The organism is Streptomyces sp. NPDC025651, assembly GCF_055558735.1.
In genome coordinates this window covers 314068-339414 of record NZ_JBVHLZ010000003.1, presented here as the reverse complement: position 1 = coordinate 339414, position 25347 = coordinate 314068, and the positions used below count along the sequence as shown (strand labels likewise).

General features: G+C 73.2%; 25 protein-coding genes and 1 pseudogene. 17 read left to right on the top strand and 9 right to left on the bottom strand.

Features of this window, described 5'->3' with window-relative positions:
• Window positions 1-159 precede the first annotated feature (159 nt).
• The 5 genes and pseudogenes from ACZ4D5_RS13820 to ACZ4D5_RS13800 all read left to right on the top strand — a co-directional run bounded on the left by ACZ4D5_RS13820 (window position 160) and on the right by ACZ4D5_RS13800 (window position 4310).
• A complete protein-coding gene (locus tag ACZ4D5_RS13820) occupies window positions 160-657 on the top strand; it encodes a winged helix-turn-helix transcriptional regulator (RefSeq protein WP_467772555.1) in 498 nt (165 codons plus the stop codon).
• A gap of 121 nt (window positions 658-778) precedes the next feature.
• A complete protein-coding gene (locus ACZ4D5_RS13815; RefSeq protein ID WP_467772554.1) occupies window positions 779-1315 on the top strand; it encodes an SRPBCC family protein in 537 nt (178 codons plus the stop codon).
• Window positions 1315-2367, top strand: a complete 1053-nt coding sequence (locus ACZ4D5_RS13810) for an LLM class flavin-dependent oxidoreductase (RefSeq protein WP_467772553.1) — start codon at window positions 1315-1317, stop codon at window positions 2365-2367. Before ACZ4D5_RS13815 ends, ACZ4D5_RS13810 begins: the two co-directional genes overlap by 1 nt.
• Window positions 2368-2474: 107 nt before the next feature.
• Window positions 2475-3652, top strand: a pseudogene (locus ACZ4D5_RS13805) (oxidoreductase).
• Window positions 3653-3719: 67 nt separating this feature from the next.
• Complete coding sequence (locus tag ACZ4D5_RS13800) at window positions 3720-4310, top strand: CGNR zinc finger domain-containing protein (protein WP_467772552.1); 591 nt, start codon at window positions 3720-3722, stop codon at window positions 4308-4310.
• Window positions 4311-4345: 35 nt separating this feature from the next.
• Here ACZ4D5_RS13800 and ACZ4D5_RS13795 read toward each other — a convergent pair whose 3' ends face one another.
• Together ACZ4D5_RS13795 and ACZ4D5_RS13790 are read right to left on the bottom strand one after the other, a co-directional pair.
• Window positions 4346-4786 carry a nitroreductase family deazaflavin-dependent oxidoreductase gene (locus tag ACZ4D5_RS13795; RefSeq protein WP_467772551.1) on the bottom strand — a complete coding sequence of 147 codons (441 nt, stop codon included), beginning with the start codon at window positions 4784-4786 and terminating at the stop codon, window positions 4346-4348.
• Between the two features lie 84 nt (window positions 4787-4870).
• Complete coding sequence (locus tag ACZ4D5_RS13790) at window positions 4871-5470, bottom strand: TetR/AcrR family transcriptional regulator (protein WP_467772550.1); 600 nt, start codon at window positions 5468-5470, stop codon at window positions 4871-4873.
• A gap of 159 nt (window positions 5471-5629) precedes the next feature.
• Between ACZ4D5_RS13790 and ACZ4D5_RS13785 the strand changes: the two genes are divergently transcribed.
• Window positions 5630-7108, top strand: a complete 1479-nt coding sequence (locus tag ACZ4D5_RS13785; RefSeq protein ID WP_467772549.1) for an APC family permease — start codon at window positions 5630-5632, stop codon at window positions 7106-7108.
• Between the two features lie 5 nt (window positions 7109-7113).
• Window positions 7114-7980: a carbon-nitrogen hydrolase family protein gene (locus tag ACZ4D5_RS13780; protein WP_467772548.1), complete on the top strand. Its 867-nt coding sequence runs from the start codon at window positions 7114-7116 to the stop codon at window positions 7978-7980.
• A gap of 33 nt (window positions 7981-8013) precedes the next feature.
• Here ACZ4D5_RS13780 and ACZ4D5_RS13775 read toward each other — a convergent pair whose 3' ends face one another.
• Together ACZ4D5_RS13775 and ACZ4D5_RS13770 are read right to left on the bottom strand one after the other, a co-directional pair.
• On the bottom strand, window positions 8014-8556 hold the full coding sequence (locus ACZ4D5_RS13775) for a hypothetical protein (protein WP_467772547.1): 543 nt from the start codon (window positions 8554-8556) through the stop codon (window positions 8014-8016).
• 8 nt (window positions 8557-8564) lie between these two features.
• The gene (locus ACZ4D5_RS13770; RefSeq protein WP_467772546.1) at window positions 8565-9149 is read right to left on the bottom strand and encodes a zinc metalloprotease; all 585 of its coding nucleotides are present in this window, start codon (window positions 9147-9149) and stop codon (window positions 8565-8567) included.
• Between the two features lie 270 nt (window positions 9150-9419).
• Here ACZ4D5_RS13770 and ACZ4D5_RS13765 point away from each other — a divergent pair, with 270 nt between their 5' ends.
• Window positions 9420-10481 carry a PucR family transcriptional regulator gene (locus ACZ4D5_RS13765; protein ID WP_467772545.1) on the top strand — a complete coding sequence of 354 codons (1062 nt, stop codon included), beginning with the start codon at window positions 9420-9422 and terminating at the stop codon, window positions 10479-10481.
• 159 nt (window positions 10482-10640) lie between these two features.
• Here ACZ4D5_RS13765 and ACZ4D5_RS13760 read toward each other — a convergent pair whose 3' ends face one another.
• Window positions 10641-11048 (bottom strand): CoA-binding protein, encoded by a 408-nt coding sequence (locus ACZ4D5_RS13760; RefSeq protein WP_467772544.1) that lies wholly within the window; start codon window positions 11046-11048, stop codon window positions 10641-10643.
• Between the two features lie 51 nt (window positions 11049-11099).
• Window positions 11100-11675: a TerD family protein gene (locus ACZ4D5_RS13755; protein ID WP_362336895.1), complete on the bottom strand. Its 576-nt coding sequence runs from the start codon at window positions 11673-11675 to the stop codon at window positions 11100-11102.
• 167 nt (window positions 11676-11842) lie between these two features.
• On the opposite strand from ACZ4D5_RS13755, the gene ACZ4D5_RS13750 reads away from it, so the two are divergent.
• Both ACZ4D5_RS13750 and ACZ4D5_RS13745 read left to right on the top strand, forming a co-directional pair.
• Window positions 11843-12250: a BlaI/MecI/CopY family transcriptional regulator gene (locus ACZ4D5_RS13750; RefSeq protein ID WP_467772543.1), complete on the top strand. Its 408-nt coding sequence runs from the start codon at window positions 11843-11845 to the stop codon at window positions 12248-12250.
• 22 nt (window positions 12251-12272) lie between these two features.
• Complete coding sequence (locus tag ACZ4D5_RS13745; protein WP_467772542.1) at window positions 12273-13205, top strand: M56 family metallopeptidase; 933 nt, start codon at window positions 12273-12275, stop codon at window positions 13203-13205.
• A 66-nt stretch (window positions 13206-13271) separates the two neighbouring features.
• On the opposite strand, the gene ACZ4D5_RS13740 is transcribed toward ACZ4D5_RS13745, so the two are convergent.
• Window positions 13272-13727, bottom strand: coding sequence for a tellurite resistance TerB family protein (locus ACZ4D5_RS13740; RefSeq protein ID WP_467772541.1), 456 nt, complete (start codon window positions 13725-13727; stop codon window positions 13272-13274).
• A 151-nt stretch (window positions 13728-13878) separates the two neighbouring features.
• Between ACZ4D5_RS13740 and ACZ4D5_RS13735 the strand changes: the two genes are divergently transcribed.
• The gene (locus tag ACZ4D5_RS13735; RefSeq protein WP_467772540.1) at window positions 13879-14577 is read left to right on the top strand and encodes a thiaminase II/PqqC family protein; all 699 of its coding nucleotides are present in this window, start codon (window positions 13879-13881) and stop codon (window positions 14575-14577) included.
• A gap of 1 nt (window position 14578) precedes the next feature.
• Here the strand turns inward: ACZ4D5_RS13735 and ACZ4D5_RS13730 are convergent, their stop codons facing one another.
• Window positions 14579-15241 carry a TetR/AcrR family transcriptional regulator C-terminal domain-containing protein gene (locus ACZ4D5_RS13730; protein WP_467772539.1) on the bottom strand — a complete coding sequence of 221 codons (663 nt, stop codon included), beginning with the start codon at window positions 15239-15241 and terminating at the stop codon, window positions 14579-14581.
• A gap of 126 nt (window positions 15242-15367) precedes the next feature.
• Here ACZ4D5_RS13730 and ACZ4D5_RS13725 point away from each other — a divergent pair, with 126 nt between their 5' ends.
• Window positions 15368-16834: an APC family permease gene (locus ACZ4D5_RS13725; protein WP_467772538.1), complete on the top strand. Its 1467-nt coding sequence runs from the start codon at window positions 15368-15370 to the stop codon at window positions 16832-16834.
• 54 nt (window positions 16835-16888) lie between these two features.
• Window positions 16889-18511, top strand: coding sequence for an amidohydrolase (locus ACZ4D5_RS13720; protein ID WP_467772537.1), 1623 nt, complete (start codon window positions 16889-16891; stop codon window positions 18509-18511).
• 30 nt (window positions 18512-18541) lie between these two features.
• Here the strand turns inward: ACZ4D5_RS13720 and ACZ4D5_RS13715 are convergent, their stop codons facing one another.
• Entirely contained in the window at window positions 18542-19210 is a 669-nt protein-coding gene (locus ACZ4D5_RS13715) for a 4'-phosphopantetheinyl transferase family protein (RefSeq protein WP_467773023.1), read from the bottom strand.
• Between the two features lie 161 nt (window positions 19211-19371).
• Between ACZ4D5_RS13715 and ACZ4D5_RS13710 the strand changes: the two genes are divergently transcribed.
• The 4 genes from ACZ4D5_RS13710 (at window position 19372) to ACZ4D5_RS13695 (ending at window position 25312) form a co-directional block, all read left to right on the top strand.
• Complete coding sequence (locus tag ACZ4D5_RS13710; protein WP_467772536.1) at window positions 19372-19998, top strand: YigZ family protein; 627 nt, start codon at window positions 19372-19374, stop codon at window positions 19996-19998.
• A 100-nt stretch (window positions 19999-20098) separates the two neighbouring features.
• Window positions 20099-21262, top strand: a complete 1164-nt coding sequence (locus ACZ4D5_RS13705; protein WP_467772535.1) for an exonuclease SbcCD subunit D — start codon at window positions 20099-20101, stop codon at window positions 21260-21262.
• Window positions 21259-24396 carry an AAA family ATPase gene (locus tag ACZ4D5_RS13700; protein ID WP_467772534.1) on the top strand — a complete coding sequence of 1046 codons (3138 nt, stop codon included), beginning with the start codon at window positions 21259-21261 and terminating at the stop codon, window positions 24394-24396. The genes ACZ4D5_RS13705 and ACZ4D5_RS13700 overlap by 4 nt, the downstream gene beginning before the upstream one ends.
• Before the next feature lie 115 nt (window positions 24397-24511).
• The gene (locus tag ACZ4D5_RS13695; RefSeq protein WP_467772533.1) at window positions 24512-25312 is read left to right on the top strand and encodes an SAM-dependent methyltransferase; all 801 of its coding nucleotides are present in this window, start codon (window positions 24512-24514) and stop codon (window positions 25310-25312) included.
• The last annotated feature ends 35 nt before the right edge of the window (window positions 25313-25347 follow it).

Sequence of the window (25347 nt, the reverse complement as noted above, 5' to 3'; positions counted from 1 at the left end):
TCGGCTCGACCGGTGCCTCGCCGGGGCCCGGTCCTCGTACCTGATCAGCTCCGGGGCCCGACCACAACGGCCGGGCGCCGTTTGCGTCGAACGTCACGTCCCCGCGGTGCGGTTCCTGGCTGCTGGGTCTCATGCCGAGACCCTTCGTATGCTGGCGTCATGAGGCGGACTTCCTTTGCGAACTGGCCGTGCTCCATCGCCCGCACGATGGACCTGCTCGGCGACTGGTGGACGCCCCTCGTGCTGCGCGAGGCGTTCTACGGCATCAAGCGGTTCGACGCGTTCCAGCAGGAGCTCGGCATCGCCCGCAACACCCTGACCGACCGGCTGCGCCGCCTCGTCGACGAGGGTCTCCTGGAGAAGCGGCCCTACCAGCGCGACCCGGTGCGCCACGACTACGTCCTCACGGAGAAGGGCCGCGACTTCTTCGGCGTCCTCGCGGCCATGAACAGCTGGGGCGACCGCTGGCTGAGCGGCGAGGAGGGCGCGCCCGTCGTCTTCCACCACGACCGCTGCGGGCACGAGAGCCACGCCGAGGTCGTGTGCGCCGCGTGCAAGGAGCCGATGACGGCCGCGAACACGACCCCTCGCCTCGGCCCCGGCTACCCGCCCCGACTCGCCGAACGCCCGGACGTGCAGGCGCGGTTCAGCCGCTGAGGCGAGGGGCCGGTCGACGCGCGGAGCGTTGTTCCCTGACCCTTGACGAGTGAGTTCATCTACGCAACTCTCAAGCTCGGAAGCGACTTGAGTTCACACGTGACGTGAAGGGCGGTCGACGATGGAGTGGACGGGCGCGCGCTATGCGGACGGGCCGACGGTCGAGGTGTCGACGCGGATCGCCGCGTCGCCGGAGCGGGTGTGGGAGCTGGTCTCCGACATCGGCCTGATGCCCGCGCTGAGCGGGGAGCTGCAGTCGGTCGCGTGGGTCGACGGGGCGGGCGGGCCCGCGCTCGGCGCCCGGTTCACCGGCCGCAGCCGACACGCGTCGCTGGGGGAGTGGCAGACCACGTCGTACGTCGTCGAGTGCGCGGCGCCGCGCGTCTTCGCCTGGGCGGTGTCCGACCCCGAACGGCCCAGTGCGCTCTGGCGGTTCGGCCTGGCGGAGCGGGCCGACGGCGGCACCGGGCTGACGCAGTGGATGCGGCTCGGCCCCGGCCGCTCCGGGCTCTCCCTGGCGATCGACCGGATGCCGGACAAGGAGCAGAAGATCGTGTTCGTACGGCTGCGGGAGTTCGAGCGGAGCATGGCCGCCACCGTCGACGCGGTCAAACGCCTCGCCGAGGGGACGGCGACCGTGGAGGAGGTGCGCGCGTGATGCGTACGTCGACGACCGTCGAGGCGTCCGGGACCAACTGGCGGGAGACCGTCGACTTCGTCACCGAGGCCGAGAAGCTGGGCATGGACATCTGCTGGGTCGCGGAGGCCTGGGGCGCCGAAGCGCCCTCCCCGATCGGCTACTTGGCGGCCCGCACCGAACGGATGCTGCTGGGTTCGGGGATCATCCAGCTCGCCACCCGCAGTCCCGTGGCCATCGCCCGTGCGGCGCTGACACTCGCTCAGATCTCGGAGGGGCGCTTTCTGTTGGGCCTCGGTCCTTCGGGGCCGCAGGTGATCGAGGGGCTGCACGGCGTGCCCTTCGCGCGCCCGCTCTCCCGGATGCGCGAGACGGTGGAGATCGTCCGGCGGGCGGCGGCGGGCGAGAAGATCGCCCACGAGGGGCGGGAGTTCACGATCCCGCTGCCCGGCGGCGGGGCCAGGCCCATGCGCCTGTCGCTGCGCCCCGAACACCACCTGCCGATCTACCTCGCCACCCTCTCCCCGAGGATGCTGCGTCTGACGGGCGAGGTCGCCGACGGCTGGCTCGGCACCAGCTTCGTTCCGGAGGGTGCCAAGGAGGCCTACTTCGACCACCTGGACGCGGGCCTCGCCGCGGCTGGACGCACCCGCGCCGACCTCGACATCTGCCAGGGCGCGGAGGTGGCGTTCGCGGACGACGAGGACGCCCTGCGCGCGATGGTCGGCGGCCGCAAGAAGGAACTCGCCTTCAGCCTCGGGGGGATGGGCTCGGCCACGACCAACTTCTACAACGACGCCTACAGCAGGCAGGGCTGGGCCGAGGTGGCGGCCGAGGTCCGCGAGCGCTGGCAGGCGGGCGACCGCGACGGCGCGGCCGGCCTCGTCACCGACGAGATGGTCCTCGGGACCACGCTGATCGGCACCGAGGAGATGGTGCGCGAGCGGCTGCGGGTCTGGCGCGCCGCGGGCGTCGACACCGTCCGTCTCTATCCGGCGGGCGACACGCTGGAGGCGCGGCTCGCCACGCTGGGGCGCGCGATCGATCTCGTACGGCAGGTGGGCCCCGCGTGATCCGGCTCATGCCGGGCGACATAGGTAAAAGGGTTATGCGTCTTTCGTGGTTCTCGCATCGAGGGCTCGTGCGCGAGTTCTCGTACTCACGAGCAGAGGAATCTGTCATGGAGACGGTGAAGCCGGTGCGGACTCTTTCGGACAAGCAGGCCCTTGCGGGGGAGCAGACCCTTTCGGGGAAGGCGTCGCGTGCCGCGCGCGTGTTGGGGCGGCCCTTCGCCCTCGGTGACCTCACGCTGCGCAACCGCATCGCGATGGCCGCGGTGACCCGGCGCTTCTCCCCGGGAGGCGTGCCCGGCGAGGACGTCGCCGCGTACTGCGCCCGTCGCGCGGCCGGCGGCGCGGGGCTGATCATCACCGAGGGCACGTACGTGGCACGGGACGCGGCCCCCGCGTACGATCGCGTGCCGCACTTCCACGGCGAACAACCCCTGGCCGGTTGGGCGCGGGTGGTCGAGCGGGTGCATGAGGCGGGCGCCCGGATCATGCCCAGCTGTGGCACACGGGAGTGGTGCGCGGCGAGTCCGTGCCGCCGCTCGGCGTTCCCGCCGAAGGCCCGTCGGGGACCGACCTCGACGGGCGCCCGCACGGCAGGGCCATGCCCCTCGACGACATCGACGCGGTCGTGCGGTCCTTCGCCGAGGCCGCTGCCGCCGCCGAGCGCATCGGCTTCGACGGCGTCCAACTGCACGGCGCCCACGGCTACTTGATCGACAACTTCCTCTGGGGTGACACCGACACGCGTACCGACGGCTACGGCGGCGATCACACCTCCCGCGCCCGGTTCGCCGCGGAGATCGTCGCCGCCGTGCGCGCCGCGGTCTCGCCCGGATTGCCGTTCCTGCTGCGCTTCTCCCAGTGGAAGACCGACCGTTACGACGCCCGGATCGCTGAGAGCCCGCGGGAGTTGGAGGCGCTGCTCGCTCCGCTGGCCGCCGCGGGCGTGGACGCCTTCGACGCCTCCACGCGGCGCTACTGGCTGCCGGAGTTCGACGGCAGCGACCTGAACCTCGCGGGCTGGGCGAAGAAGCTCACCGGCAAGCCCTCGGTCGCGGTGGGCTCGGTCGGCCTCGACCAGCAGTTCGTGGGCGCGCCGAACCGTACGCAGCGGTCGGCCGGTGCCGACATCCCCCCGCTCCTCGACCGCATGGAGCGCGACGAGTTCGACCTCGTCGCCGTCGCCAGGGCGCTCCTCTCCGACCCCGAGTGGCCGGACAAGGTGCTCTCCGGCCGCCTCGACGAGGCGGTGCCCTACGACGCCTCGCTCCTGGACGCCCTGGTCTGAGCGGGGGCGGCGCCGAGCGGCGTGAAAGAGCGAGGCGTCCCGCACGAACCCCGGAGAGTGATCCACGATGACCTGGTCCGCGACAGAGCGGTATGGCCTGGAGCCGGCTCCCGGCGGCCTCGGACTCGTCCAGGACCTGCTCAACACCGTCTCCGCGGGCGCGCCCCGACGCCCGGACCTCCTCGCCGCACCGACGGCCGCCCAGGCCTGGGTCGACGAGGCGCTCGCCGCATGGACGGCCGCCACCGGGCGGACCACGCCGCGCCTTGTCCTGGACGCCGAAGGGCTGCCCGGGCTGCGCGCCCTGCGCGACGGCCTGGTGGAAGCCGCCGCGCGGGGCACACGGGGCGAGGACGGTGACCCGCCGCCGGTTCCGGAGCACACCGCCGAGACCGCGCTGCGGCTCGACGAGGACGGCGTCGTACGCCTCGAACCGCGCGGCGACGGCCTGCGCCGCCTCGTCGCGCTGATCCTCACGGCGCTCTACGAAGGCCAGCAGGCGGACACCGGGCGTCGCCTGAAGACCTGCCGCAATCCGGAGTGCCGTGTCGCCTTCTACGACCGCTCGCGCAACAACAGCGGTGCCTGGCACGACGTCAAGAGGTGCGGGAACGCGGCGAACCTACGGGCCTACCGCGCCCAGCAGCGGGAGCGGTAGGCCCTCACGGGGCGGCGATCGGCGCCCCGCTCCTCTCAGGGCTCGAACGCCGTCAGGATGAACACCGGGATCTCCCGGGCCGTCTTCTTCTGGTACTCCGCGTAGTCGGGCCAGGCCGCCACCGCCCGCTCCCACCAGGCCTTCCGCTCCTCGCCGGAGGCGATCCGCGCGCGGTAGTCCTTCTTCACCGTGCCGTCCTGCAGCTCGACGTGCGGGTGGGCGACGAGGTTGTGGAACCAGGAGGGGTTGGCGGGGTCACCGCCCTTCGACGCGACCACCGCGTACTCCCCGTCGTGCTCGACGCGCATCAGGGGGTTCTTGCGGAGCTTGCCGCTCTTGGCGCCGACCGACGTGAGCAGGATGACGGGCCTGCCCTGGATCGTCGTCCCTTCGGTGCCGCCGGAGCTCTCGTACAACTCGGCCTGCTTGCTCGCCCAGTCCCATGTCCCGGGCTCGTATTCACCAGTCAGAGGCATGCCACGTGAACGGTGTGCGGGTGGGGATTGTTCCTGCCTCCCCACGATTTTCCCCGCCCTTCACTCGTCGGGCTTCCCCGCCCTTCACTCGTCGGGCCGATGCCCGATGGCCACGCGCGCGTAGGAGTACAGCGCGGCGATCACCTCACTCCGCGACCTGCGGCCCGAGAGCACGTCCATCTGGTAACCGTCCTCCAGGGCAAGGAAGTTGCCGGCCACCAGGCGCGCCGGATCGCTCAGGGTGAAGTGGCCCTGCGCGCGTCCGAGGATGAGGATGCCCTGGTAGACGGCGATCTGACGCTCCGCCAAGGCGCTGTCCAGGGCGGCCGCCTTGGGGTCGCGCAGCGTGCGCGGCCAGTACTCGAAGAGCAGCCGGGGCAGCCGGTCCTGCGGCCCCGTCGCCACGCCGTGGGCGATGCAGTCGCGCAGCTGTTCCCGCGCGTCGTCGTGCCGCGCGGCGGCCTGTTCGCGGCCCTGGCAGAAGCGGTCGATGCCCTGCTGGAACGTCTCGTACATCAGGGCGTCGAGGTCTTCGTAGTAGTAGAGGACCGCCGCCGGGGTGACGCCCGCCTCCTCGGCCACGTCTCTGAGCCGCAGACCCTCCAGGCCGCGGCTCAGCAGGGCCCGCTCGGCGGCCTCGCTCAGCTGTGCCCGCCGTGCTTCCTGGTCCTTGCGCCGCGCCACCGCGCCCCCTTGCCGTCCGATTCTTTGAACCGGAACAAGAAGATACCTGCCCATGTCTTGACTGGGCCAGCACGCTTTCCTTAAATCTCTGTTCAGCAAATAAGGCGCAGCAATCAGGTGCAGTAATCAGGTGCAGCACTTTCCTCGTGGGAGGTCCTCATGACCGCCGAAGCCACCGGGGCGCCCCCGGACAAAGGCCTCAAGGGCGACTCCGTCGGCCTGCTCGCCACCGTCGCCCTCGGGCTCGCCTCCGTCGCCCCCGCCTACAGCATCGCCGTCACCCTCGGTCTGGTGACCCTCGTCGTCGGGGACCTCGCGCCCGCGGCGCTGCTGCTCGGCTTCGTGCCGATCCTGCTCACCGCGTTCGCGTTCCGGGCGCTCAACCGCGAGATGCCGGACTGCGGCACGACCTTCGTGTGGAACACCCGGGTCTACGGCCCGGCCGCGGGCTGGCTCGCGGGCGGCTGGATCCCGCTCGTCGCCACCGTGTTCGCCATGACGGCGCTCGCGCAGGTCGGCGCGGGCGCCCTGCTCGGCTTCGCCGGCCTGGACGCGGCGGCGGACAGCTCTCTCGCGGTCGCGGCCACCGCCGTGCTGCTGCTCGCCCTCGCCACCCTGGTCGCCTACCGGGGCGTGCGGCTCGCGGCCCGGGTGCAGTACGCGATGCTCGGGTTCCAACTCCTCGCCCTGCTCGCGTTCGGCGTCGCGGCCCTCACCCGCGACGGCGCCGCGGCGCCCACCCCGCAGTGGCTGAACCCGCTGGGCTTCGCCGACTTCGGGTCCTTCGCGGAGGCCGTCCTGCTCTGCCTGTACATCTACTGGGGCTGGGACGCGCTGATCACCTTCAACGAGGAGACCGCCGACAGCGGGCGCACCCCCGGCAGGGCGGCACTGATCTCCACCGTGCTGCTGCTCGTGACGTACCTGTTCACGGCGTTCGCCGCCCTCGCCTTCGCGGGCACGGGCGGCGCGGGCACGGGCCTCGGCAACCCGGCGGTCGCGGGTGACGTCCTCACCGGCCTCGGGCCCGCCGTGCTCGGTGACACCCTCGCCCGGTTCGTCCGGCTGGCGATCGGCCTCTCGGCTGTCGGGGCGCTGCTGACCTGTACCGCGGCGACCCCGCGCACCGCCCTGTCGATGGCGACCCACGGAGCGCTGCCGCGCGCCTTCGCCCGGATGCACCCGCGCCATCGCACACCCGCCTTCGGCACGGTGTTCTTCGGTGCCGCGGCGTCCACCGTCCTGGTCCTGCTCACCATCGTCTCCACGGACTTCCTCGGTGACGCCATCCTCTGCGTCGGCCTGCTCATCGCCCTCTACTACGGCACGACCGGCCTCGCCTGCGTCTGGTACTTCCGGCGCCAACTGCGCCGCTCACCAGGAGACTTGATGATCAAGGGCGTCATGCCCGGCCTCGGCGGACTGATGATGCTCGCGGCCTTCGCCCGCAGCGCCGTCGACATGTTCGCCCCCGCGTACGGCAACACCTCGTTCGGCGGCGTGGGAGGGGTCTTCCTCCTCGGCGCCGGCTCGATCCTCCTCGGCGCGGTCGTCATGGCCGCGCTCCGCACCCGCCATATCGGCTTCTTCCGGCACGGCCGCACGGCCGTCGCCCGCCTCACCGTCACGGAGAACTGAACCCCATGCGCACCCTGGCCATCGCCGCCGTCCAGACCACGCCCGTCCCGCACGACCCGCGGGCCAGTTTCGAGCGCTTCGCCCGCCGGGTGCGCGCGGTGCGGGAAACGTTCCCTCATGTCCGGCTCGTCGTCGTACCGGAGCTGATGCTCAGCGCCGAGGCGCCGCTCCTCGCGGACCACGCGGGGTGGATGGACCGCGTGGCCGTCACGGTCCCCGGCCCGCTCACCGACGACCTGTGCGCGCTCGCCCGCGAGACCGGGCTGTGGCTCGTCCCCGGCAGCGTGTACGAGAAGGCGGGCGACGGACGCGTCCACAACACCGCCCTGGCGATCTCCCCGTCCGGCGAGATCGCCGCTCGCTACCGCAAGGTCTTCCCCTGGCAGCCCTACGAACAGGCCGAGCCCGGGGACGAGTTCGTCGTCTTCGACCTGCCGGGGATCGGCCGCGCGGGCCTCGCCGTCTGCTACGACGGGTCCTTCCCCGAGACGGCACGGCAACTGGCCTGGCTGGGCGCCGAGGTGATCATCCAGCCCACGCTCACCACCACCCGCGACCGGGAGATGGAGCTCGTCTGCGCGCGCGCCAATGCCTGGACCAACCAGGTGTACGTCGTCAACGTCAACGCCGCCGACCAGGCCGGAGTCGGCGCCAGCGTGATCGTCGACCCGGAAGGCATCGTCCGTCAGCAGGCGGGCGGCGGCGAGGAGGTCCTGGTCGACGTCCTCGACCTCGACACGGTCACCCGCGTCCGCACCTACGGCTCGGCAGGGCTCAACCGCCCCTGGGCCCAACTGGCCCGGTACGGCGACCGCGTCAAGCTGCCCATGTACGGGGGTACGTTCCGACCGGCGCCCTGGAGCGTCGAGTAGCACCGACGGGTGGCGCGGGCCGGGGAGGACCGCTCACGGCGAGTCGACCTGATGGGCCACCGCCCACGTCCAGTACTCGGCGACGGTCTGCCGTCGCCCCTCGGCGCCCCGGGCCCGGGGGAGCGCCTCGTCCTGCGCGCCCCGCACCGGATCCCCGAGGTCCAGGGCCGGTGAGGCACCCGCGCCGGAGAGCACCGCGTGCGCACCGGCCGCCTCCCGTGCCCAGGGGTAGGTGGCGAAGACGTACGACGCACCGGGCGCGGGCTGCGACTCGCCCTCGGTGCGGGTCAGGGTGACCGTGCCGTGCAGCGCGCCCTTGAAGACCCGGCCCACGCGCACCTCGTACACCTCGCAGGGGAGGTCGGCGATGGTCCTGCGGCCGGTGTGCCGCAGCACGGTGCCGTGGAAGACGTCACGGGCCGAACCGGCGAGCTGACGGGGGTCGGAGGGGTCGTACGTGGTGGAGGCCTCGCCGGCGTGCGGTGCGGGGCGGCCCGTGGAGTGCACGCCCCAGGCCGTGCCGGCCAGGACGGCCGCCGCGGCGGCGCCCAGGGCGAGGGGGCGGAGGATTCCCATGCGTCGCCTCAGCCCCACAGCCGGTGGTAGTTCCTGCGGTCCCGTGCGCTGGGTCTGCCGTCGTTCATGTCCTCGACCTTCGGTGCCATCAACGTCGCGTACCAGGAAGGGTGTTTGTGGCAGAAGCCCAGGGCGTGACCGAGCTCGTGGGCCGCGATGGCCCGGCGGAACCGGGTCGCGCCGTAGTACTTGCCCCGGGCGAGCAGCGCGTCGTTCATCAGGAGCACGTCCGTACCTTCCCGTCCGTCCCAGTAGCCCAGGGTCTTGTGCCAGGCCCCGTCGGTCCGGTCGACGTCCGACCATTCCAGATCCGCGATGCGCGTGGCGTCGTCGGCGCGGAACGTCACCCGGTCGAGTCCCCGCGCCGACCAGACCCGGTGGGCGTGGCGGCGCGCGTCGTCGTACTTCGACTCGTCCTCCCACGCGATCTCGCCCCCGTCGACGGAGGAGCGGCCCCGGGAGTCCTTGCCCGGGCCCAGGCACGAGGCCGGACCCGCGCTCGTGGCGTGCGCCGGCGGCGCGGCGACGACCCCGAGCGCGAGGACCGCGGCCACGCCCAGGGCGACGGCGGGGCTGGAGGACAGCGACTGCATGAACGGCTCCTCGGCGTGGACGCGTGGGGACGAGGCGGGGGGAGCGGCGCCGGTCGCCGCTGCCGGTCATCCGTATCCACTCGCGGGCGTCCCGCACGCCGGCGGGGTGCCGCTCTCACTCGGTCGGGCGGGGCGCGTCAAGTGCGCCGTAGCACCCGGGTATGCAGCGAAATGTCGGACCCGGCCGCAAGCCGCCGACCTGCCATGCGTTAGAAAGGCATCAAGGATTCATCCAGGTGGCAGCCGGCCACCACGACATCGGGGGCGGTCATGGCGGGGCACGGCGTACCCGAGGAGTATCTCGACGGGTATGCGGGCATCCTGGCGGCCGCCGCGTCGACCGGGCGCCGGCTGACCCGCGACGAGCTGGACGCGCGGCGCGCGCTGGGGGAGCGGGCGGCCGAGGCGGGCCACGGGCTGCGGGCTCTGGTGGGCGCGCATCTGGCGGCGACCCGCGCGCACTGGCCCGCCGTGCGGTCCGCGTCGGCTGACGGTGTGCTTGCCGCGGCCGAGCAGGCCGTGGACGCCTTCGCCGCGGGCTACGAACGCGCCCAGCGCCTTGCCGTACGCCAAGAGGAGGCGGCCCGGCGGGAGTTCATCGACGATCTGCTGTACGGGCGCAGCGACCTGGGCCTGCTCGCCGAACGCGCCGAGCGCTTTGGATTGCGCCTCTCCTACGAACACGCGGTCGCCGTCGCCCACGGCCCCAGCGGGTACGAGGAAGGGGACGCCGTGCCGCGCGAGGTCGAGCGGGCCCTGGTCGGGCGGTTCGGCGACCGGAGCATTCTGCTGACCACCAAGGACGGCCGTCTGGTCTGTGTGGCCCCCGGCGACCAGGACGAGGTCCTGGCCTTCTTCGCGAAGTACGCGTACGCGGCGACCGACGGCGGCCGGGTCGCCATCGGCCGCCCGCAGCCGGGCCCCGGCGGCGTCGTGCAGTCCTATGAGGAGGCTCTCAACGCGCTGGACCTCGCGGAGCGCCTGGAGCTCGACGACCCGGTGCTGCGCGCCGCGGACCTGCTCGTCTACCCCGTGCTGACCCGTGACCGGCAGGCCATGGCCGATCTGGTGCTCAACACCCTCGGTCCGCTGCAGACCGCGCGCGGCGGAGCCCGACCGCTCATCGAGACGCTCGCCGCCTTCTTCGACGCGGGCTGCGTCGCGGCGGAAGCCGCCCGCCGCCTGTCGCTGAGCGTGCGCGCCCTCACCTACCGCCTGGAGCGTATCCACAAGCTGACGGGCGCCAACCCGGCCGACCCCGTGCACCGTTACACGCTTCAGACCGCGGTGATCGGCGCGCAGCTGCTCGACTGGCCCGACAGGCCCCTCTGAGCGCCGAGTCCGAGCGCCCGCCTCACTTCGGTGGCGCCGTCCCGCAGGAAAGCGGAAGCCGCCCCCGGATGGCGTCGACGCCTTCCGGGAGCGGCCGGCCGAAATCACCGACGTCGTGGACGACGTCGCCGGTGAACGGCTCGACGAGACGGTCCAGTCCTAGTCCAGCTGCGGGATCTCGATGGCGGGGCAGCGGTTCATGACCATCTCCAGGCCCGCCGCGCGGGTCCTGTCGTACGCCGCCTCGTCGACCACGCCGAGCTGGAACCACACGGCCTGCGCTCCGGCGGCGGCCGCTTCCTCGGCGACCTGGCCCGCCAGCGCGCTGTTGACGAACACGTCCACCACGTCGATCTGGAACGGCACGGCGGACAGGGACGGATATCCCTGCTCGCCGTGGACCGTCTCGGCCTTGGGGTGGATCGGCACGACCCGCTTGCCGAAGCGCTGCAGGACGGCCGCGACGCCGTACGCCGCGCGGTCGCGGTTGTTGGACAGGCCCACGACGGCCCAGGTGTCGCCGAGCTCCGTCAGGATCCTGCGCACCGTCTCCTGGTCGCCGTACATGACCTGCCTCCTCGAGAATCGCGGCCGGATGCCGTCGGGGCGGCCGTCGGTTCAGACGTTCACGCCGAAGTCCGAAGCGATGCCCCGCAGCCCACTGGCATAACCCTGGCCGACCGCGCGGAATTTCCACTCCGCGCCGTGGCGGTAGAGCTCGCCGAAGACCATGGCGGTCTCCGTGGAGGCGTCCTCCGAGAGGTCGTAGCGGGCGATCTCGTTGTTGTCGGCCTGGTTCACCACGCGGATGAACGCGTTGCGGACCTGGCCGAAGCTCTGGCCGCGGTTCTCGGCGTCGTGGATCGACACCGGGAAGACGATCTTCGAGATCTGCGCGGGCACCTGCGCGAGGTTGACCTTGACGGCCTCGTCGTCGCCCTCGCCCTCACCGGTGAGGTTGTCGCCGGTGTGCTCGACCGAGCCGTCCGGGCTGGTGAGGTTGTTGTAGAAGACGAAGTGCTGGTCGGAGACGACCTTGCCCGAGTCGTCGCAGAGCAGGGCGCTGGCGTCCAGGTCGTAGTCCGTGCCCGTGGTGGTGCGCACATCCCAGCCCAGGCCGACCAGTACTGCGGTGAGGCCAGGGGCCTCCTTGCTGAGGGAGACGTTGCCGCCCTTGGCCAGGGAAACTCCCACGATGTCCTCCTGAGGTCAGAGTTCTGGATGAGTGGTTCGACGAACGGTTCAGTGAAATCTACAGGACTGTAGAAGCAGGGTGGGACGGGGGCGTCCCGTTACGATAGGGCGCTCCCCGTCCGCCGTGGAGTACGAAAAGGCTGGAAGAAGCTGGAGGGGTTCCGGGCATGACGCGTCACGACGAGGGCGATGGACGGCAGCCGCGGCTGCGCCGTCGCGCGCAGGGCGAGCTGGAGTCGCAGGTGCTCGCCGCGCTGCACACCGCGCGCGGTCCCGTCAGCGCCGCCTGGGTGCAGGAACGGATCGGCGGGGATCTCGCCTACACGACGGTGATGACGATCCTGACCCGCCTCCTCGCGAAGGACGTGGTGACCCGGGAGCGCGCGGGCCGGTCGTTCGCGTGGATGCCCGCGAAGGACGAGGCGGGGCTCGCCGCATTCCGCATGCGCAAGGTGCTCGACGGCGAGAGCGACCGCGAGGCGGTCCTCGCCAGCTTCGTCACGACGCTGACGCCCGACGACGAACAGCTCCTGCGCGAGCTGCTCGGGCAGGCGGGCGCAGAGGCCGACGACTGACGCCCGAGGGGGTTCTTCACTGATGGGCGTCTTCGTCTTCCTGCCCCTCGTGCTGCCGCTGACCGCGTGGCCGATCGCGCGCCTTGCCGAGCAGCGCCTCCACCCGCGCGTCGCGACCCGCCTGCTCACCGCCGTCGCCGGCGTGATGGCTCTGTGCAGCACGCTCTGTCTGGCGCTCCTCATGGTCGTCGGCACCGCCCAGCTGCCGGGAAACCCCCTGCCGGACGGCTGGTCCGACCCCGAGGTGCGCGCGGCCGTCCCCTTCGACGAGGTCGCGGGCAAGGTCGCGATCCCCGCGCTGCTCGCCGTGTGCGCGGCCTGCGCGCGCACGCTCGGGCGGCACGCGCGCGTACGCCGCAGGGGGCGTCGCGCCCTCGAGGGGCTGCCCGGCACCTCCGTCGCCGTCCTGGCCGACGAGGCGTCGTACGCGTACGCGCTCCCGTCGCGCGCGGGCGGCCGTGTCGTGGTCACCACCGGCATGCTCTCGCGCCTCGCGTCCCCGGAGCGGCGGGCGCTGTTCGCCCACGAGAGGGCGCACCTGTCCGCGCGGCACCACCGGCACCTGCTCGTCACACAGCTGGCGGCCCGCGCCAACCCCTTCCTGCGGCCGCTGCGCACCTCCGTCGCCTACACCGCCGAGCGCTGGGCCGACGAGGCCGCCGCGCGCGCGGTGCGGGACCGGCGGGTCGTCGCCCGCGCGATCGGCAAGGCGGCGCTCGTCTCGCGGGGCGTGCCCGCGCCGACCCTCGCGGGGCTTGCCGCGGCGGGGCCCGTGCCGCGCCGCGTCGCCGCGCTGCTCGCCCCGGCGCCCTCCGTGCGCACCCGGCCCTCGGTGTTCACGGCGGTCGGCCTCGCCCTGTGGTGCGCGGCGTTCGGCACCGCCGTCTCCGCGATGTCCTCGGCGAACTCCGCGGTCACGATGGTCCTGATCCTGCGCGCGGCCACACCGCTCTGAGGGGGCCTCGCGCGACCGCGGGCGGACCGGCCCGAAGGCCGGTCCGGCGGGCGTCATCAGGGGCAGCTAGAGGTCGAACTCGTGCGGCGGCAGGTCCAGGGCGAAGCACGCCTCGCGCACCACGGCCTGCTCGTCCTTGTCGAAGTCGCCGTCGGCGCCGCCGATGACGATGCCGATCTGGATGACCGCACGGGCCTCCGCGGGCTTCTTCTTCGCCTTGGCGACCTCTTGGAGGACGCTCACCTTGCCGAACGCGAAGTCCGCCGTGAGCTTGTCCACGTACGCGTCGAAACGGCGGCGCAGGTCGTCCGCGGGGAAGTTCTGCAACACCTCGTTCGTGCCGATGAGCTGGGCCACGCGCTGGCGCTCGGACGGGTCGACGGTGCCGTCGGCGGCCGCCACGAGGGCGCACATCGCCATGCTGGCATCGCGGAACGCGCCGCTCTTGAGGTCGTTCTTCTTCGCCATCAGCTGGGTCTGCATCGTCGATGCGGATTCCTTGACGCGGTCCCACAGAGCCATGGGGAACTCCATTAACGTATCGATGTATCAGGGGTGTTGGACGAGGGCCCCCGCACGCTGCGGGCAGGTCCGGGGGCCTCGCCAAGTTCTACAACAGAGTAGAAACTAGCAGCCGGGGCGATAAGTTCCCGACCGGCGGAGGGTGCGCGTGATGACACCGACGGCACATGAGCTCCTGCGGACCACGGCCGACCGTCTCGCCCGCGACCCGGACGCGAACCCGTTCGTCCCGCGCGTCACCCGGGGCCGGGCGCGCCTTCGTACGATCGCGGTCCTCGCGATGGAGCAGCGGCACGTCATTCCCGCCGACCGGCGCTCGTTCCGGCACCTGGCGCTGCGGGCGGCCGAGGCCGGGGACCCGGAGTCCGCCGCCTTCTTCGAGGCCCTCGCCGACGGCGAGAACCTCGCCGAGGAACGGCTAGCGCCGCTGCTCCGGGCCTGCGCGGTGAGCGAGGCGCAGGCGACGGCCTACGAACCGGCGGCGGGCTGTCAGGCCTACGCGGCGTACGTCGCATGGCTCGCCCTGAACGCCGAACCGGTCGACGCCGTCCTCGCGCTCACCGCCAACTTCGCCTCCTGGGGCCGCTGTTGCGAGGCCGTCGCCGAAGCGCTGCGCGACCGCTACGCCTTCACCGACGAGGCCTGCGGCTTCTTCGACCTGTTCGCCGGGCCCGCGCCGGACCTCGACCGGCAGGCGCACACCGCGGTGCGGGCCGGGCTCGACCGGGGGCGCGTCACGGCGGCTCATCTGCGGCACGGGCGGCTGGTGCAGCGGTACGAGGAGATGTTCTGGGAGACGCTCGCCGACCTCGACGACGAACCGGAAACGGGCTCCGAGGGGAGCGGCTGACTCACTCCCGACGCCACTCCCGGCCCTGCAGTTCGGCAAGTTGTGCCACCAGGCCGCGGATCAGCGCGTCGAGGCCCGCTTCGAAGGCCTGGTCCGCGCGCGCCGCCTTGTCCCCGTCATGTGTGGCGCGCAGTGCCGCGGCGAGGATCGGCACATGCGGCGCGTGAGCCGAGGGGTCGATCATCAGCGGGGGCGCGACGAGGTCGAGCGCGGAGCCGAGCAGGAAGGACTCCACGCTCGTCAGGACCGCCACCAGGTGCTCCCGAGGCCATCCGCCGCGCGCCAGCGCCTCCACCACCGCCTCGTACATGGCGAGCGTCGCCGGGGAGCTGATCGTCGTGGTGGCGAGCAGATCGATGGTGTGGGGGTGGCGCGCGAACGCGTCACGGTACGAACGCGCCCACGCCGCAAGGGCATGGGGCCAGGGCAGCACGGCGAACGCGGAGACGTCCATCTCCTCGACGACCAGGCGCCGCACCCTCTCGACGACGGCCGAGCGGCCGTCCAAGTGGTTGTACAGGGACGCGGTCCGCACGCCGAGCCGACCGGCGAGCCGGGGCAGGCTGAACGCGTTCGCGCCCTCGGCGTCGATCATCGCCAGTGCCTCGCGCGCGATCAGGTCCGCGCTCAGCACGGGCCTGCGCGGTCTGCCTCTGCCGGTCATCCCCTGGCCTCGCAACTCCCGTTCCGGAAAGGGGTCTTCCCTGACGCCCCACCCGAAGAGTACGGTCCTGCCAGCTCGGACTAAAGGGTTTAGTTTTCCGGAGACCGCGACCTCGGGAGTACGCGCGTGACCGCACCCACCTCCTCCGCACCGTCCCCCGCGACCGCGTCCCGCGGCCTGAGCGACGGCGCCGTCGGGACCGGGGACCTCGTCTTCTTCGTGGTGGCCGCCGCCGCGCCGCTGACCGTCATGGCGGGCGTGGCGCCGCTGGCCATCGGCATGGCCGGGAAGGCGGCACCGCTCGGCTATCTGATCTCCGGTCTGCTGCTCGTCGTCTTCGCCGCGGGATTCACGGCGATGAGCCGGTTCGTGCGCAACGCCGGCGCCTTCTACGCGTACGTCGGCCGGGGTCTGGGACGCCCGACGGGAGCCGGCTCCGCGTACGTCGCGCTCTTCTCGTACAACGCGATCCAGGTCGGCATGCTCGCCGCCTTCGGCTGGTTCGCCGAGACGGGTGTCCAGGACCTCACCGGGGCCCATGTGCCGTGGTACGTCTGGGCGTTGGGCGGGCTCGTCGCGATCGGGGTGCTCGGCTATCTCAGGGTGACGCTCAGCGCCAAGGTGCTCGGTGTCGCCCTCGTCCTCGAGGTACTGGTCCTGCTCGTCTTCGAGGCGGGGGTCTTCGCGCACGGGGGCGGCCCGCGGGGCCTGGACCTCGGCACGCTCTCGCCCACGCACCTCGGCGCCTCGGGAGTGGGCGGCATGTTCGTCCTCGCCATCGGCGCCTTCATCGGCTTCGAGGCGACCGCGATCTACGCCGAGGAGGCACGGCGGCCCGAGCGGACCGTGCCGCGCGCCACGTACATCGCCGTGGCGTTCCTCGCGCTCTTCTACACCTTCACCGTCTGGATGATCATCAACGCGTACGGATCCGACCGCGCCCAGGCGGTCGCGAACGGGGACGGCGGAGCGGACATGGTGTTCGCCGCGACCGAACGCCTCACCGGGGCCTGGGTCGCCGACTGCATGCACGTGCTGATCATCACCAGCGCCTTCGCCGCGGCCCTCGCCTTCCACAACGGCGCGGCCCGTTACTTCTACGCGCTCGGCAGGGAAGGCCTGCTGCCGGCCCGCCTCGGCACGGTCGATGCGAGGACGCGGGCACCTGCCGTCGCGGTCGCCACGCAGTCGGGCATCGCGCTCGCCGTGCTCGTCGTGACCATGATCAGCGGGGCCGATCCGTACACGGTCACGTTCCTGTGGAGCAGCGGCTCCGGCATCCTCGGCGTGATGCTCATGCAGGCGCTGGCCGCGCTCGCCGTGTACGGCTTCTTCCGCCGCGACCGGCGCGGTGTGCCCGCCTGGCGCGTGGCCGCGGCGCCGCTGCTGGCCTGCGCGGGGCTCGCGGTCATGATCGTCCTCGTCTGCGTCAACCTCGATCTGCTCACCGCCGCCTCGGGCGGCGTCAACGCGGCCCTGATCGCGCCGCTGCCGTTGCTGTTCGCGGTGGGGGTGGGGGTGGCGCTGCGCATCAGGCGGCGCGACGCGGCGGCGTACGAGCGGCTGACGACGGTGGACGCCGAGCGGGTCTGAACGGTGCGGTGTCCGACAACCTTCACCTTTCCCCGGCAAGGAGGCACAGACAGCATGACGGCGACCACCCTCGTCTTCCTCGGCGCGGTCCGCATCGGGAGCGATTCCGACGGAGCTCCTGACACCACGGCGCTCGCCGTGCGCGACGGCCGGATCCTCGCGCTCGGCGACGAGGCCCGCGCCCTCGCCCGGAGCGCCGACGACGTCGTCGACATCGGCGGCGGACTGCTGATGGCCGCCTTCGGAGACGGCCACGCCCACCCGCTCTTCGGCGGCCTGGAGAGCTTCGGACCGCAGGTCAAGGAGCTGGACTCGATCGAAGCGATCGTCTGCGAAGTCGGGCGGTGGGCGCGCGAGCACCCGGCGGCGGAGTGGATCGTCGGCGCGTCCTACGACCCCGCGCTCGCGCCCGACGGCGAGTTCGACGCGCGCTGGCTGGACGCCGCCGTGCCCGACCGGCCCGTCGTGCTGCGCGCCCACGACTACCACACGGTGTGGTGCAACACCGAGGCGCTGCGCAGGGCCGGGGTGACGAAGACGACTCCGGAGCCGCGCCTCGGCTGGATCGTGCGCCGCGAGGACGGCGCGCCCCTGGGCACGCTCCGCGAGTGGCACGCCTGCGACCTCGTGCTCGACCAGGTGCCCTCGCGCGAGGTGGACGAACTCGTCGAGGCGGTGCGCCGCGCCGGACACGCGTACGCGCGCGCGGGCATCACCTGGGTCCAGGACGCCTGGGTCGAGCCGGAGATGGCCGAGGCCTATCTCGCCGCCGCCCGGCGCGGGGCCCTGGCCGTCCGCGTCGACCTGGCCCAGCGCGCCGACCCGGACCGCTGGCGCGAGCAGCTCGGTCCCTTCGTGGCGACACGCGCGCGCGTGTCGGCCGACGGCGGGGAGCTGCTCACCGCGCGGACGGTGAAGTTCTTCAGTGACGGCGTCGTCGAGGGAGGCACGGCCGCCATGCTCGCGCCCTACCTGGACGCGCCGCACAGCTGCGGCATGCCGGTGTGGGAGCCGAGCGCGCTCGCCGAGGCCGTGCGCGCCTTCGACGCCGAGGGCTTCCAGACGCACATCCACGCCATCGGCGACGCGGGGGTGCGCGCATCCCTCGACGCCATCGAGGCCGCGGCCGACGCCAACCCGGCCTGGGACCGGCGCCCGGTGATCACCCACGTCCAGGTGGTCGACCCGGCCGACCTGCCCCGCTTCGCCGCGCTCGGCGTCATCGCCAACTTCGAGCCCCTGTGGGCGCAGCCGGACCCGCTCCAGACCGAGCTGTCCATCCCGCGGATCGGCCAGGCGCGGGCCGCGCGGCAGTACCCCATGGGCGAACTGGCGCGTGACGGGGTGCGCCTGTCCTTCGGCAGCGACTGGCCCGTCAGCTCGCACGTCCCGCTGGAGGGCATCCAAGTGGCCGTCACCAGGCGTACGTTCACGGGGGACCCCGCGGGCGGCTGGATCCCGCACCAGCGGCTCACCGTCGAGCAGGCGCTGACCGCCGCCACGACCGGCGTCGCCCACCAGGCGGGCGCGGACGACCGCCTGGTGCTCGCGCCGGGCGCCCCCGCCGACCTGGTGCTGCTCTCCGCCGACCCGCGCACGGCGGATCCGATGGAGATCAGGCACACGCGCGTGCTGGGTACGTGGCTGGGCGGGCGGCCCACCTACCGGGCGGGGTGAACCCGACGTCCGAGGGTGTGCCCCGTACGGCTACGCCGGCGACGTGATCGGCAGGACGATGGCCGTGGCGGCGATGCCGTTCCGCACCGCCCAACGACCGGAGAACACCTTCAGCTCGACGCCCTCCACCACGGGCCCCTTGACCAGCAGGCGCGCCGTGAACGTCCCGGCCGGGTCGAGCTCCACCCGGGCCTCCTCGAAGCCGAGCCAGCGCCCGGTGAGAGGGAACCACGTCTTGTAGACGGACTCCTTGGCGCTGAACAGCAGCCGGTCCCACGGAGTGCCCGGGTAGCGGGCGCCGAGGGCGGCCAGTGCGGCGCGCTCCGAGTCGTCGGCCACCAGCTTCAGGACGTCCGGGTCGCGCAGCGCCTCCGCGGGCTCCGCGTCGATGCCGAGCGAGGTCACCTCACCGGCGCGGGCCACGACCGCGGCGCGGTACCCGGCGCAGTGCGTCATGCTGCCGACGACTCCGGCGGGCCAGCCGGGCGCGCCCCGGTGCCCGGGCAGGATGGGGGCGGGCGGCACACCGATCCGGGCCAGCGCCGTGCGGGCGCAGTGGCGCACGGTGGTGAACTCGTTGCGCCGCTTGGCCACCGCGTTCGCGACGACCGCCTCCTCCTCGGGGAAGAGGACGGCGTCCGCCGGGTCGTCGTGGGTCTCGACGACAGTGACGGGCACGTCGGCGAGCAGGGAAGCCAAGGGGCCCGCGGAATCGGGAACTTGGCGCACGGGTATCGAAGGTGACGTCACGAGAGATCACCGTACCCGGGTGGTCGGCACGCGCGCGTGGGCTGTGTCCTACGCCACCCCACCTGCCTCCCGGGTGGGGACGGCGTCCGATCAGCGCCTACGCTGGCGTGATGCAGGACGAGTACCGCACAGTGGCCCGCGAGGGCGTGCACGAGATCGAGATCAACCGCTCGCGCTTCCTGTGCGCCCTGGCACCCGCGGCCACCGAGGGGGAGGCCCAGGACTTCGTCGCGCGCATCCGCAAGGAGCACCCGACGGCCACGCACAACTGCTTCGCGTACGTCATCGGGGCGGACGCGGGCGTGCAGAAGGCCAGCGACGACGGAGAGCCCGGCGGCACCGCGGGCGTCCCGATGCTGCAGATGCTGATGCGCCGCGACATGCGGTACGTCGCCGCGGTCGTGACCCGCTACTACGGAGGCGTCAAGCTCGGCGCCGGCGGACTCATCCGTGCCTACGGAGGCGCGGTCGGCGAAGCCCTCGACGCCCTCGGCACCGTCACCCGCCGCCGCTTCCGCCTCGCCACCGTCACCGTCGACCACCAGCGCGCGGGCAAGGTCCAGAACGACCTGCGGTCGGCGGGCCGCGAGGTGCGCGACGTCCGCTACGGAGACGCGGTCACCATCGAGATCGGTCTGCCCGACGCCGACGTGGACGCCTTCCGCGGCTGGCTGGCCGACGCCACGGCGGGCAGCGCGGTCCTCGAACTCGGCGGAGAGGCGTACGGGGACGCCTGACGCGCGGGAGGCGCCCGGGCAGGCGGAAGGGAGCCCGGAGGGGAACGGTTACGGGAGTAGCCGCCCGTGATGTCCGACCCGCCCGTTAGTCTCGGGGATCATGAGGCTGCTGCACACGTCCGACTGGCATCTGGGGCGATCGTTCCACCGCGTGAACATGCTCGACGCCCAGGCCGCGTTCATCGGTCACCTCGTCGCGACCGTGCGCGAGCGTGCCGTGGACGCCGTCGTGGTGGCCGGGGACGTGTACGACAGGGCGGTCCCGCCGCTCGCGGCCGTCGAGCTCTTCGACGACGCCCTGCACCGGCTCGCGGACCTCGGCGTGCCGACGGTCATGATCTCCGGGAACCACGACTCGGCCCGCCGCCTCGGCGTCGGCGCGGGCCTCATCGACCGCGCCGGCATCCACCTGCGCACCGACCCCGCCGCCTGCGCGGAGCCCGTGGTCCTCGCCGACGCGCACGGGGACGTGGTGTTCTACGGCCTGCCGTATCTCGAACCCGCCCTGGTCAAGGACGAGTTCGGGGTGGCCAAGGCCGGGCACGAGGCAGTCCTCGGAGCCGCCATGGACCGCGTGCGCGCCGACCTCGCCACACGCGCGCGGGGCACCCGCTCCGTCGTCCTCGCCCATGCCTTCGTGACCGGCGGCCAGGCCAGCGACAGCGAGCGGGACATCACGGTCGGCGGGGTCGCGGCCGTGCCGTCCGGCGTCTTCGACGGCGTCGACTACGCGGCGCTCGGTCATCTGCACGGCTGCCAGACCATCGCCCCGCGCGTGCGCTACTCCGGCTCGCCCCTGCCGTACTCCTTCTCCGAGGCCGACCACCGCAAGAGCATGTGGCTCCTCGACCTCGGCGCCGACGGCGAGATCGAGGCCGAGCGCGTCGACTGCCCGGTGCCGCGCGCGCTCGCCCGCATCCGGGGCACCCTCGACGACCTGCTCGACGACCCGGCCCTCACCCGTCACGAGGACGCCTGGGTCGAGGCCACCCTCACCGACGCGGTGCGCCCCGACGATCCGATGGCCCGGCTCTGCGAGCGCTTCCCGCACACCCTCAGCCTCGTCTTCGACCCCGACCGGGCACCCGACGACCCCGACGTCTCGTACGCACGGCGCCTCGCGGGCCGCAGCGACCAGGAGATCGCCGAGGACTTCGTGACCCACGTGCGCGGAGCGGGCCCCGACGAACAGGAACAGGAAGTGCTGCGCTCGGCCTTCGACGCGGTCCGCGCCGACGACACCCTGCGCGAGGTCGCCCGATGAGACTCCACCGGCTCCGCATCACCGCCTTCGGGCCCTTCGGCGCCCCGCAGGACATCGACTTCGACGACCTCTCCGCCGCCGGACTCTTCCTGCTGCACGGTCCGACGGGCGCGGGCAAGACCTCCGTCCTCGACGCCGTCTGCTTCGCCCTCTACGGCTCGGTGCCGGGCGCCCGGCAGGGCAGCGGGCAGGGCATGACGCTGCGCAGCGACCACGCGCAGCCGGGCGCGCGCACGGAGGTGTGCCTCGAACTCACCGTCGCCGGACGCCGATTGGAGATCACCCGCCAGCCCCCGTGGCAGCGCCCCAAGAAGCGCGGCACGGGCACCACCACGGAGAAGGCGCAGAGCTGGCTCCGTGAGTACGACGCGGGGGCGGGGCCGGACGAGGCGCCGGGCGGCGCCTGGAAGGACCTCAGCCGGTCCCACCAGGAGATCGGCGAGGAGATCGCCCAGCTGCTCGGCATGAGCAAGGAGCAGTTCTGCCAGGTGGTGCTCCTGCCCCAGGGCGACTTCGCCCGCTTCCTGCGCGCGGACGCGGAAGCGCGCGGCAAACTGCTCGGCCGGCTCTTCGACACGCACCGCTTCGCCGCCGTCGAACAGCGCCTCGCCGAGCAGCGGCGCACCACCGAGGCCGAGGTCAAGGAGGGCGACGCGGCACTCCTGGCCGACGCGCACCGCATGCAGCAGGCCGCGGGCGACGGCGGCCAGGACACCGAACTGCCCCTGCCCGCCGTCGCCCCCGGCGACCCGGGCCTTGCCGAGGCCGTCCTGACCTGGGCCGCCGTCGCCCGCACCGGCGCCCGCGAGCGTCTGACCGTCGCGCACTGCGCGCTCGCGGCAGCCGAGTCCGCCCAGGTGGCCGCGGAGCGCCGGCTCGGTGACGTACGCGAACTCGACCGGCTCCAGGGCCGGTTCGCCGAGGCGCGGGAGCGCGCGGCGCGTCTCCACGCGCGCGCGGACGAACAGCGCGAGCGCGAAGAGCGCCTGGAGCGTGGCCGCAAGGCCGAGACGGTCGCGCCCGCGCTCTCCCTGCGCGACACCGCCGACGCGGAGCACCGCGACGCCGCGCAGGCGGAGGCACGCGCGCGTGGCCGTCTGCCCGAGACGTTCGCAGCCGCCGGCGCAGCGGGCCTCGCCGCCGCCGCGCGCAAGGCGGCCGAGGAGTTGGGCGGTCTGGCCTCGGCCCGTCGCGCCGAGCGGCGCCTCGCCGAGATCACCGCCGAGCGCGCGGCGCTGGAGCGCCAGGAGCGCGCCGACGACGACCTGCTCCAGGACGCGTCGGGCTGGCTCGACGGCTGGGAGGCGACCCGTGCCGCCCTCCAGGAGCGCATCGAGTCCGCCCAGGAAGCCGCCACGCACGCCGAGCGCCTCGCGGGGCGCCTCGAACCGGCCCAGGCCCGCCTGGACGCGGCCCGCCGCCGCGACCGGCTCGGTGAGGAGGCGGCAGCGGCACAGGAACGCGCGTTCGCCGCCCGCGAGAGGGCGAGTTCCGCCCACGAGCACTGGCTCGACCTCAAGGAACAGCGACTGACAGGCATCGCCGCCGAACTGGCCGCGCACCTGAGCGACGGCGAGCCGTGCGCGGTGTGCGGGGCGACGGAACACCCCGCCCCCGCGCGTAAGATCGCGGGACACGTGGACCGCGGCGCCGAGGAGGCCGCGCTCGCCGACCACCGCCGCGCCGAGGAGTCCCGTGCGGCCGCCGAGCGCGCACTCGGCGACGTACGAGAACTGCTCGCGGCGGCGACGGCCGCGGCGAGCGGCACGCGCGCGGACCAGGGCGGGGACGAGGGGGAGACCCCCTCGGCGAGGTCTGCCGCACCGACAGATCCGGCCACCTTGTCCGACGTGAGTGCGGTCGAGCCCACCGTCGATGAACTCGCCGCCGCCGTCGAGGAGTTGCGGCGGTCCTACGCCGAAGCGCGCGACCGCGCCTCCGGGCTGCACGCCGCCCGCGAAGCGCTCGCGCAGGCCGAGCGCGAGTACGACCGCAGGCTCGCCGGGCAGCAGGAGGCCGCGCGCCGCGCCGCGTCCAGGTCCACGCTGCGCGAAGCCTTGGAGCGCGAACAGGTGTCGCTGGACGAGGAGTTGTCCCGTGCGCGGGGCGGCACCGGCAGTGTGGCGGACCGCGCCGCCCAGTTGGAGCGGCAGGCCGCGCTGCTCACCGAGGCCGCGGACGCCGCCCGCGCCGCCGACGACACCGCCGAGCGCCTCAAGGACGCCGACGCGCGACTCGCCGACGCCGCCTTCCGCGCCGGGTTCGACACGCCGGCGGCCGCGGCCGCCGCCCTCCTCGACGACGCCCGGCACCGCGAACTCCAGCACCGCATCGACGCCTGGCGGAACGAGGAGGCCGCGGTGCGCTCCGTCCTCGCCGAACCGGACACGGCCGCCGCCGCGCAGCAGCCGCCCGCCGATCCGGCCGCCGCGCGGTCCGCCGCCGAGACCGCGTCCGCGCGGCTGCGGGCCGCCGCCTCCGCGCGCGACGCCGCCGCCCGGCGCTGCGCCGAACTCGACCGGCTCTCCGCCCGGTCGGCGGCCGGGATGCGCAGACTGGCGCCGCTGCGCGCCGCGTACGACCGCGTGGCGCGGCTCGCCGGGCTCGCCGCGGGCACCTCGGCGGACAACGAACGCAGGATGCGCCTGGAGTCGTACGTGCTGGCGGCGCGTCTGGAACAGGTCGCGGCCGCCGCGACGGTCCGGCTGCGGCGCATGTCGTCGGGGCGCTACACCCTGGTGCACTCCGACGACCGCACGGGGCGCGGCCGTTCGGGCCTCGGCCTGCACGTCGTCGACGCCTGGACGGGCCGCGAGCGCGACACCGCGACCCTGTCGGGCGGCGAGACGTTCTTCGCCTCGCTCGCGCTCGCCCTGGGCCTCGCCGACGTCGTCACGGACGAGGCGGGCGGCGTCCGGCTCGACACCCTCTTCATCGACGAGGGCTTCGGCAGCCTCGACGACCAGACCCTGGACGAGGTCCTCGACGTCCTGGACTCGCTGCGCGAGCGGGACCGCAGCGTCGGCATCGTCAGCCACGTGCCGGACCTGCGGCGGCGCGTGCACGCCCAGTTGGAGGTCGTGAAGGGGCGCGACGGCTCGACGGTGCGACTGCGGGGTACGGGAGGTCGCTGACCCTTCGCGGGCCCCGGTCGGTCAACGGTGCTGTGGTGGCGCGAAGTTGTTCGAGTGGCGGTCGGCCGCTGTAGCGTCTGGAGGCCATTGCCGGCAGTGAAGAGCGGAGCGGCCCATGCAGGGTGCAGGTGAGCGGATCGACACCTCGACGGCGCATTCGGCGCGGGTGTACGACTACATCTTGGGAGGCAAGGACCACTACCCCGTCGATGTCGAGGCGGGCGACAAGATGTGCGCGCACTGGCCGGCGCTGCCCGTGCACATGCTGGAGAACCGCCGGTTCATGCACCGTGCTGCGCACTACCTGGCCAAGGAGCGGGGCGTCCGGCAGTTCCTCGACATAGGCACCGGTCTGCCCACGGCCCCCAATCTGCACGAGGTGGTGCAGCGGGTGACGCCGGAGTCGCATGTGGTCTACGTCGACAACGACCCCATCGTCCTGGCCCACGCCCGCGCCCTCCTGCAGGGTTCGCCCGAGGGGGAGACCGCCTACGTCGACGCCGACATGCACGATCCGGACGCCGTCCTGGACAGCCCTGAGTTCCGTTCGCTGATCGACCTGAAGGAACCGGTCGGCCTGATGATCATCGGGATCCTCCACTTCATCCTGCCGCCCGAGGACCGCCGTCTGGTGCGGCGCCTGCTGGAACCGCTGCCGTCGGGCAGCTTCCTGGCGATGACCGTCGGCACCGCGGACTTCGCGCCGGGCGAGGTCGGGCGGGTGGCCGACGAGTACGCGGCGCAGGGCATGCGCATGGCCGTGCGCGACCTGCCGTCCGCCACGTCGTTCTTCGACGGCATGGACGTGGTCGACCCCGGTGTCACACAGGTCCACAAGTGGCGGCCCGGCCCTGAACAGGACGGCATCGACGACCGCGCCATCGCGATGTACGGAGCGGTGGCCCGCAAGCCGTGACGGGGAGCGTCGGCCGAGGAGCGGGCGCGCGGCCG

Excerpts from the sequence above, each read along its gene's own strand:
- ACZ4D5_RS13810 (WP_467772553.1), top strand. The coding sequence starts at position 1,315 with ATGCGTACGTCGACGACCGTCGAGGCGTCCGGGACCAACTGGCGGGAG.
- ACZ4D5_RS13795 (WP_467772551.1), bottom strand. The coding sequence starts at position 4,786 with ATGCCTCTGACTGGTGAATACGAGCCCGGGACATGGGACTGGGCGAGC.
- ACZ4D5_RS13695 (WP_467772533.1), top strand. The coding sequence starts at position 24,512 with ATGCAGGGTGCAGGTGAGCGGATCGACACCTCGACGGCGCATTCGGCG.
- ACZ4D5_RS13770 (WP_467772546.1), bottom strand. The coding sequence starts at position 9,149 with ATGCAGTCGCTGTCCTCCAGCCCCGCCGTCGCCCTGGGCGTGGCCGCG.
- ACZ4D5_RS13730 (WP_467772539.1), bottom strand. The coding sequence starts at position 15,241 with ATGACCGGCAGAGGCAGACCGCGCAGGCCCGTGCTGAGCGCGGACCTG.
- ACZ4D5_RS13765 (WP_467772545.1), top strand. The coding sequence starts at position 9,420 with ATGGCGGGGCACGGCGTACCCGAGGAGTATCTCGACGGGTATGCGGGC.
- ACZ4D5_RS13705 (WP_467772535.1), top strand. The coding sequence starts at position 20,099 with ATGAGGCTGCTGCACACGTCCGACTGGCATCTGGGGCGATCGTTCCAC.
- ACZ4D5_RS13775 (WP_467772547.1), bottom strand. The coding sequence starts at position 8,556 with ATGGGAATCCTCCGCCCCCTCGCCCTGGGCGCCGCCGCGGCGGCCGTC.
- ACZ4D5_RS13760 (WP_467772544.1), bottom strand. The coding sequence starts at position 11,048 with ATGTACGGCGACCAGGAGACGGTGCGCAGGATCCTGACGGAGCTCGGC.
- ACZ4D5_RS13785 (WP_467772549.1), top strand. The coding sequence starts at position 5,630 with ATGACCGCCGAAGCCACCGGGGCGCCCCCGGACAAAGGCCTCAAGGGC.
- ACZ4D5_RS13745 (WP_467772542.1), top strand. The coding sequence starts at position 12,273 with ATGGGCGTCTTCGTCTTCCTGCCCCTCGTGCTGCCGCTGACCGCGTGG.
- ACZ4D5_RS13815 (WP_467772554.1), top strand. The coding sequence starts at position 779 with ATGGAGTGGACGGGCGCGCGCTATGCGGACGGGCCGACGGTCGAGGTG.
- ACZ4D5_RS13740 (WP_467772541.1), bottom strand. The coding sequence starts at position 13,727 with ATGGCTCTGTGGGACCGCGTCAAGGAATCCGCATCGACGATGCAGACC.
- ACZ4D5_RS13700 (WP_467772534.1), top strand. The coding sequence starts at position 21,259 with ATGAGACTCCACCGGCTCCGCATCACCGCCTTCGGGCCCTTCGGCGCC.
- ACZ4D5_RS13720 (WP_467772537.1), top strand. The coding sequence starts at position 16,889 with ATGACGGCGACCACCCTCGTCTTCCTCGGCGCGGTCCGCATCGGGAGC.
- ACZ4D5_RS13820 (WP_467772555.1), top strand. The coding sequence starts at position 160 with ATGAGGCGGACTTCCTTTGCGAACTGGCCGTGCTCCATCGCCCGCACG.
- ACZ4D5_RS13780 (WP_467772548.1), top strand. The coding sequence starts at position 7,114 with ATGCGCACCCTGGCCATCGCCGCCGTCCAGACCACGCCCGTCCCGCAC.
- ACZ4D5_RS13710 (WP_467772536.1), top strand. The coding sequence starts at position 19,372 with ATGCAGGACGAGTACCGCACAGTGGCCCGCGAGGGCGTGCACGAGATC.
- ACZ4D5_RS13800 (WP_467772552.1), top strand. The coding sequence starts at position 3,720 with ATGACCTGGTCCGCGACAGAGCGGTATGGCCTGGAGCCGGCTCCCGGC.
- ACZ4D5_RS13735 (WP_467772540.1), top strand. The coding sequence starts at position 13,879 with ATGACACCGACGGCACATGAGCTCCTGCGGACCACGGCCGACCGTCTC.
- ACZ4D5_RS13750 (WP_467772543.1), top strand. The coding sequence starts at position 11,843 with ATGACGCGTCACGACGAGGGCGATGGACGGCAGCCGCGGCTGCGCCGT.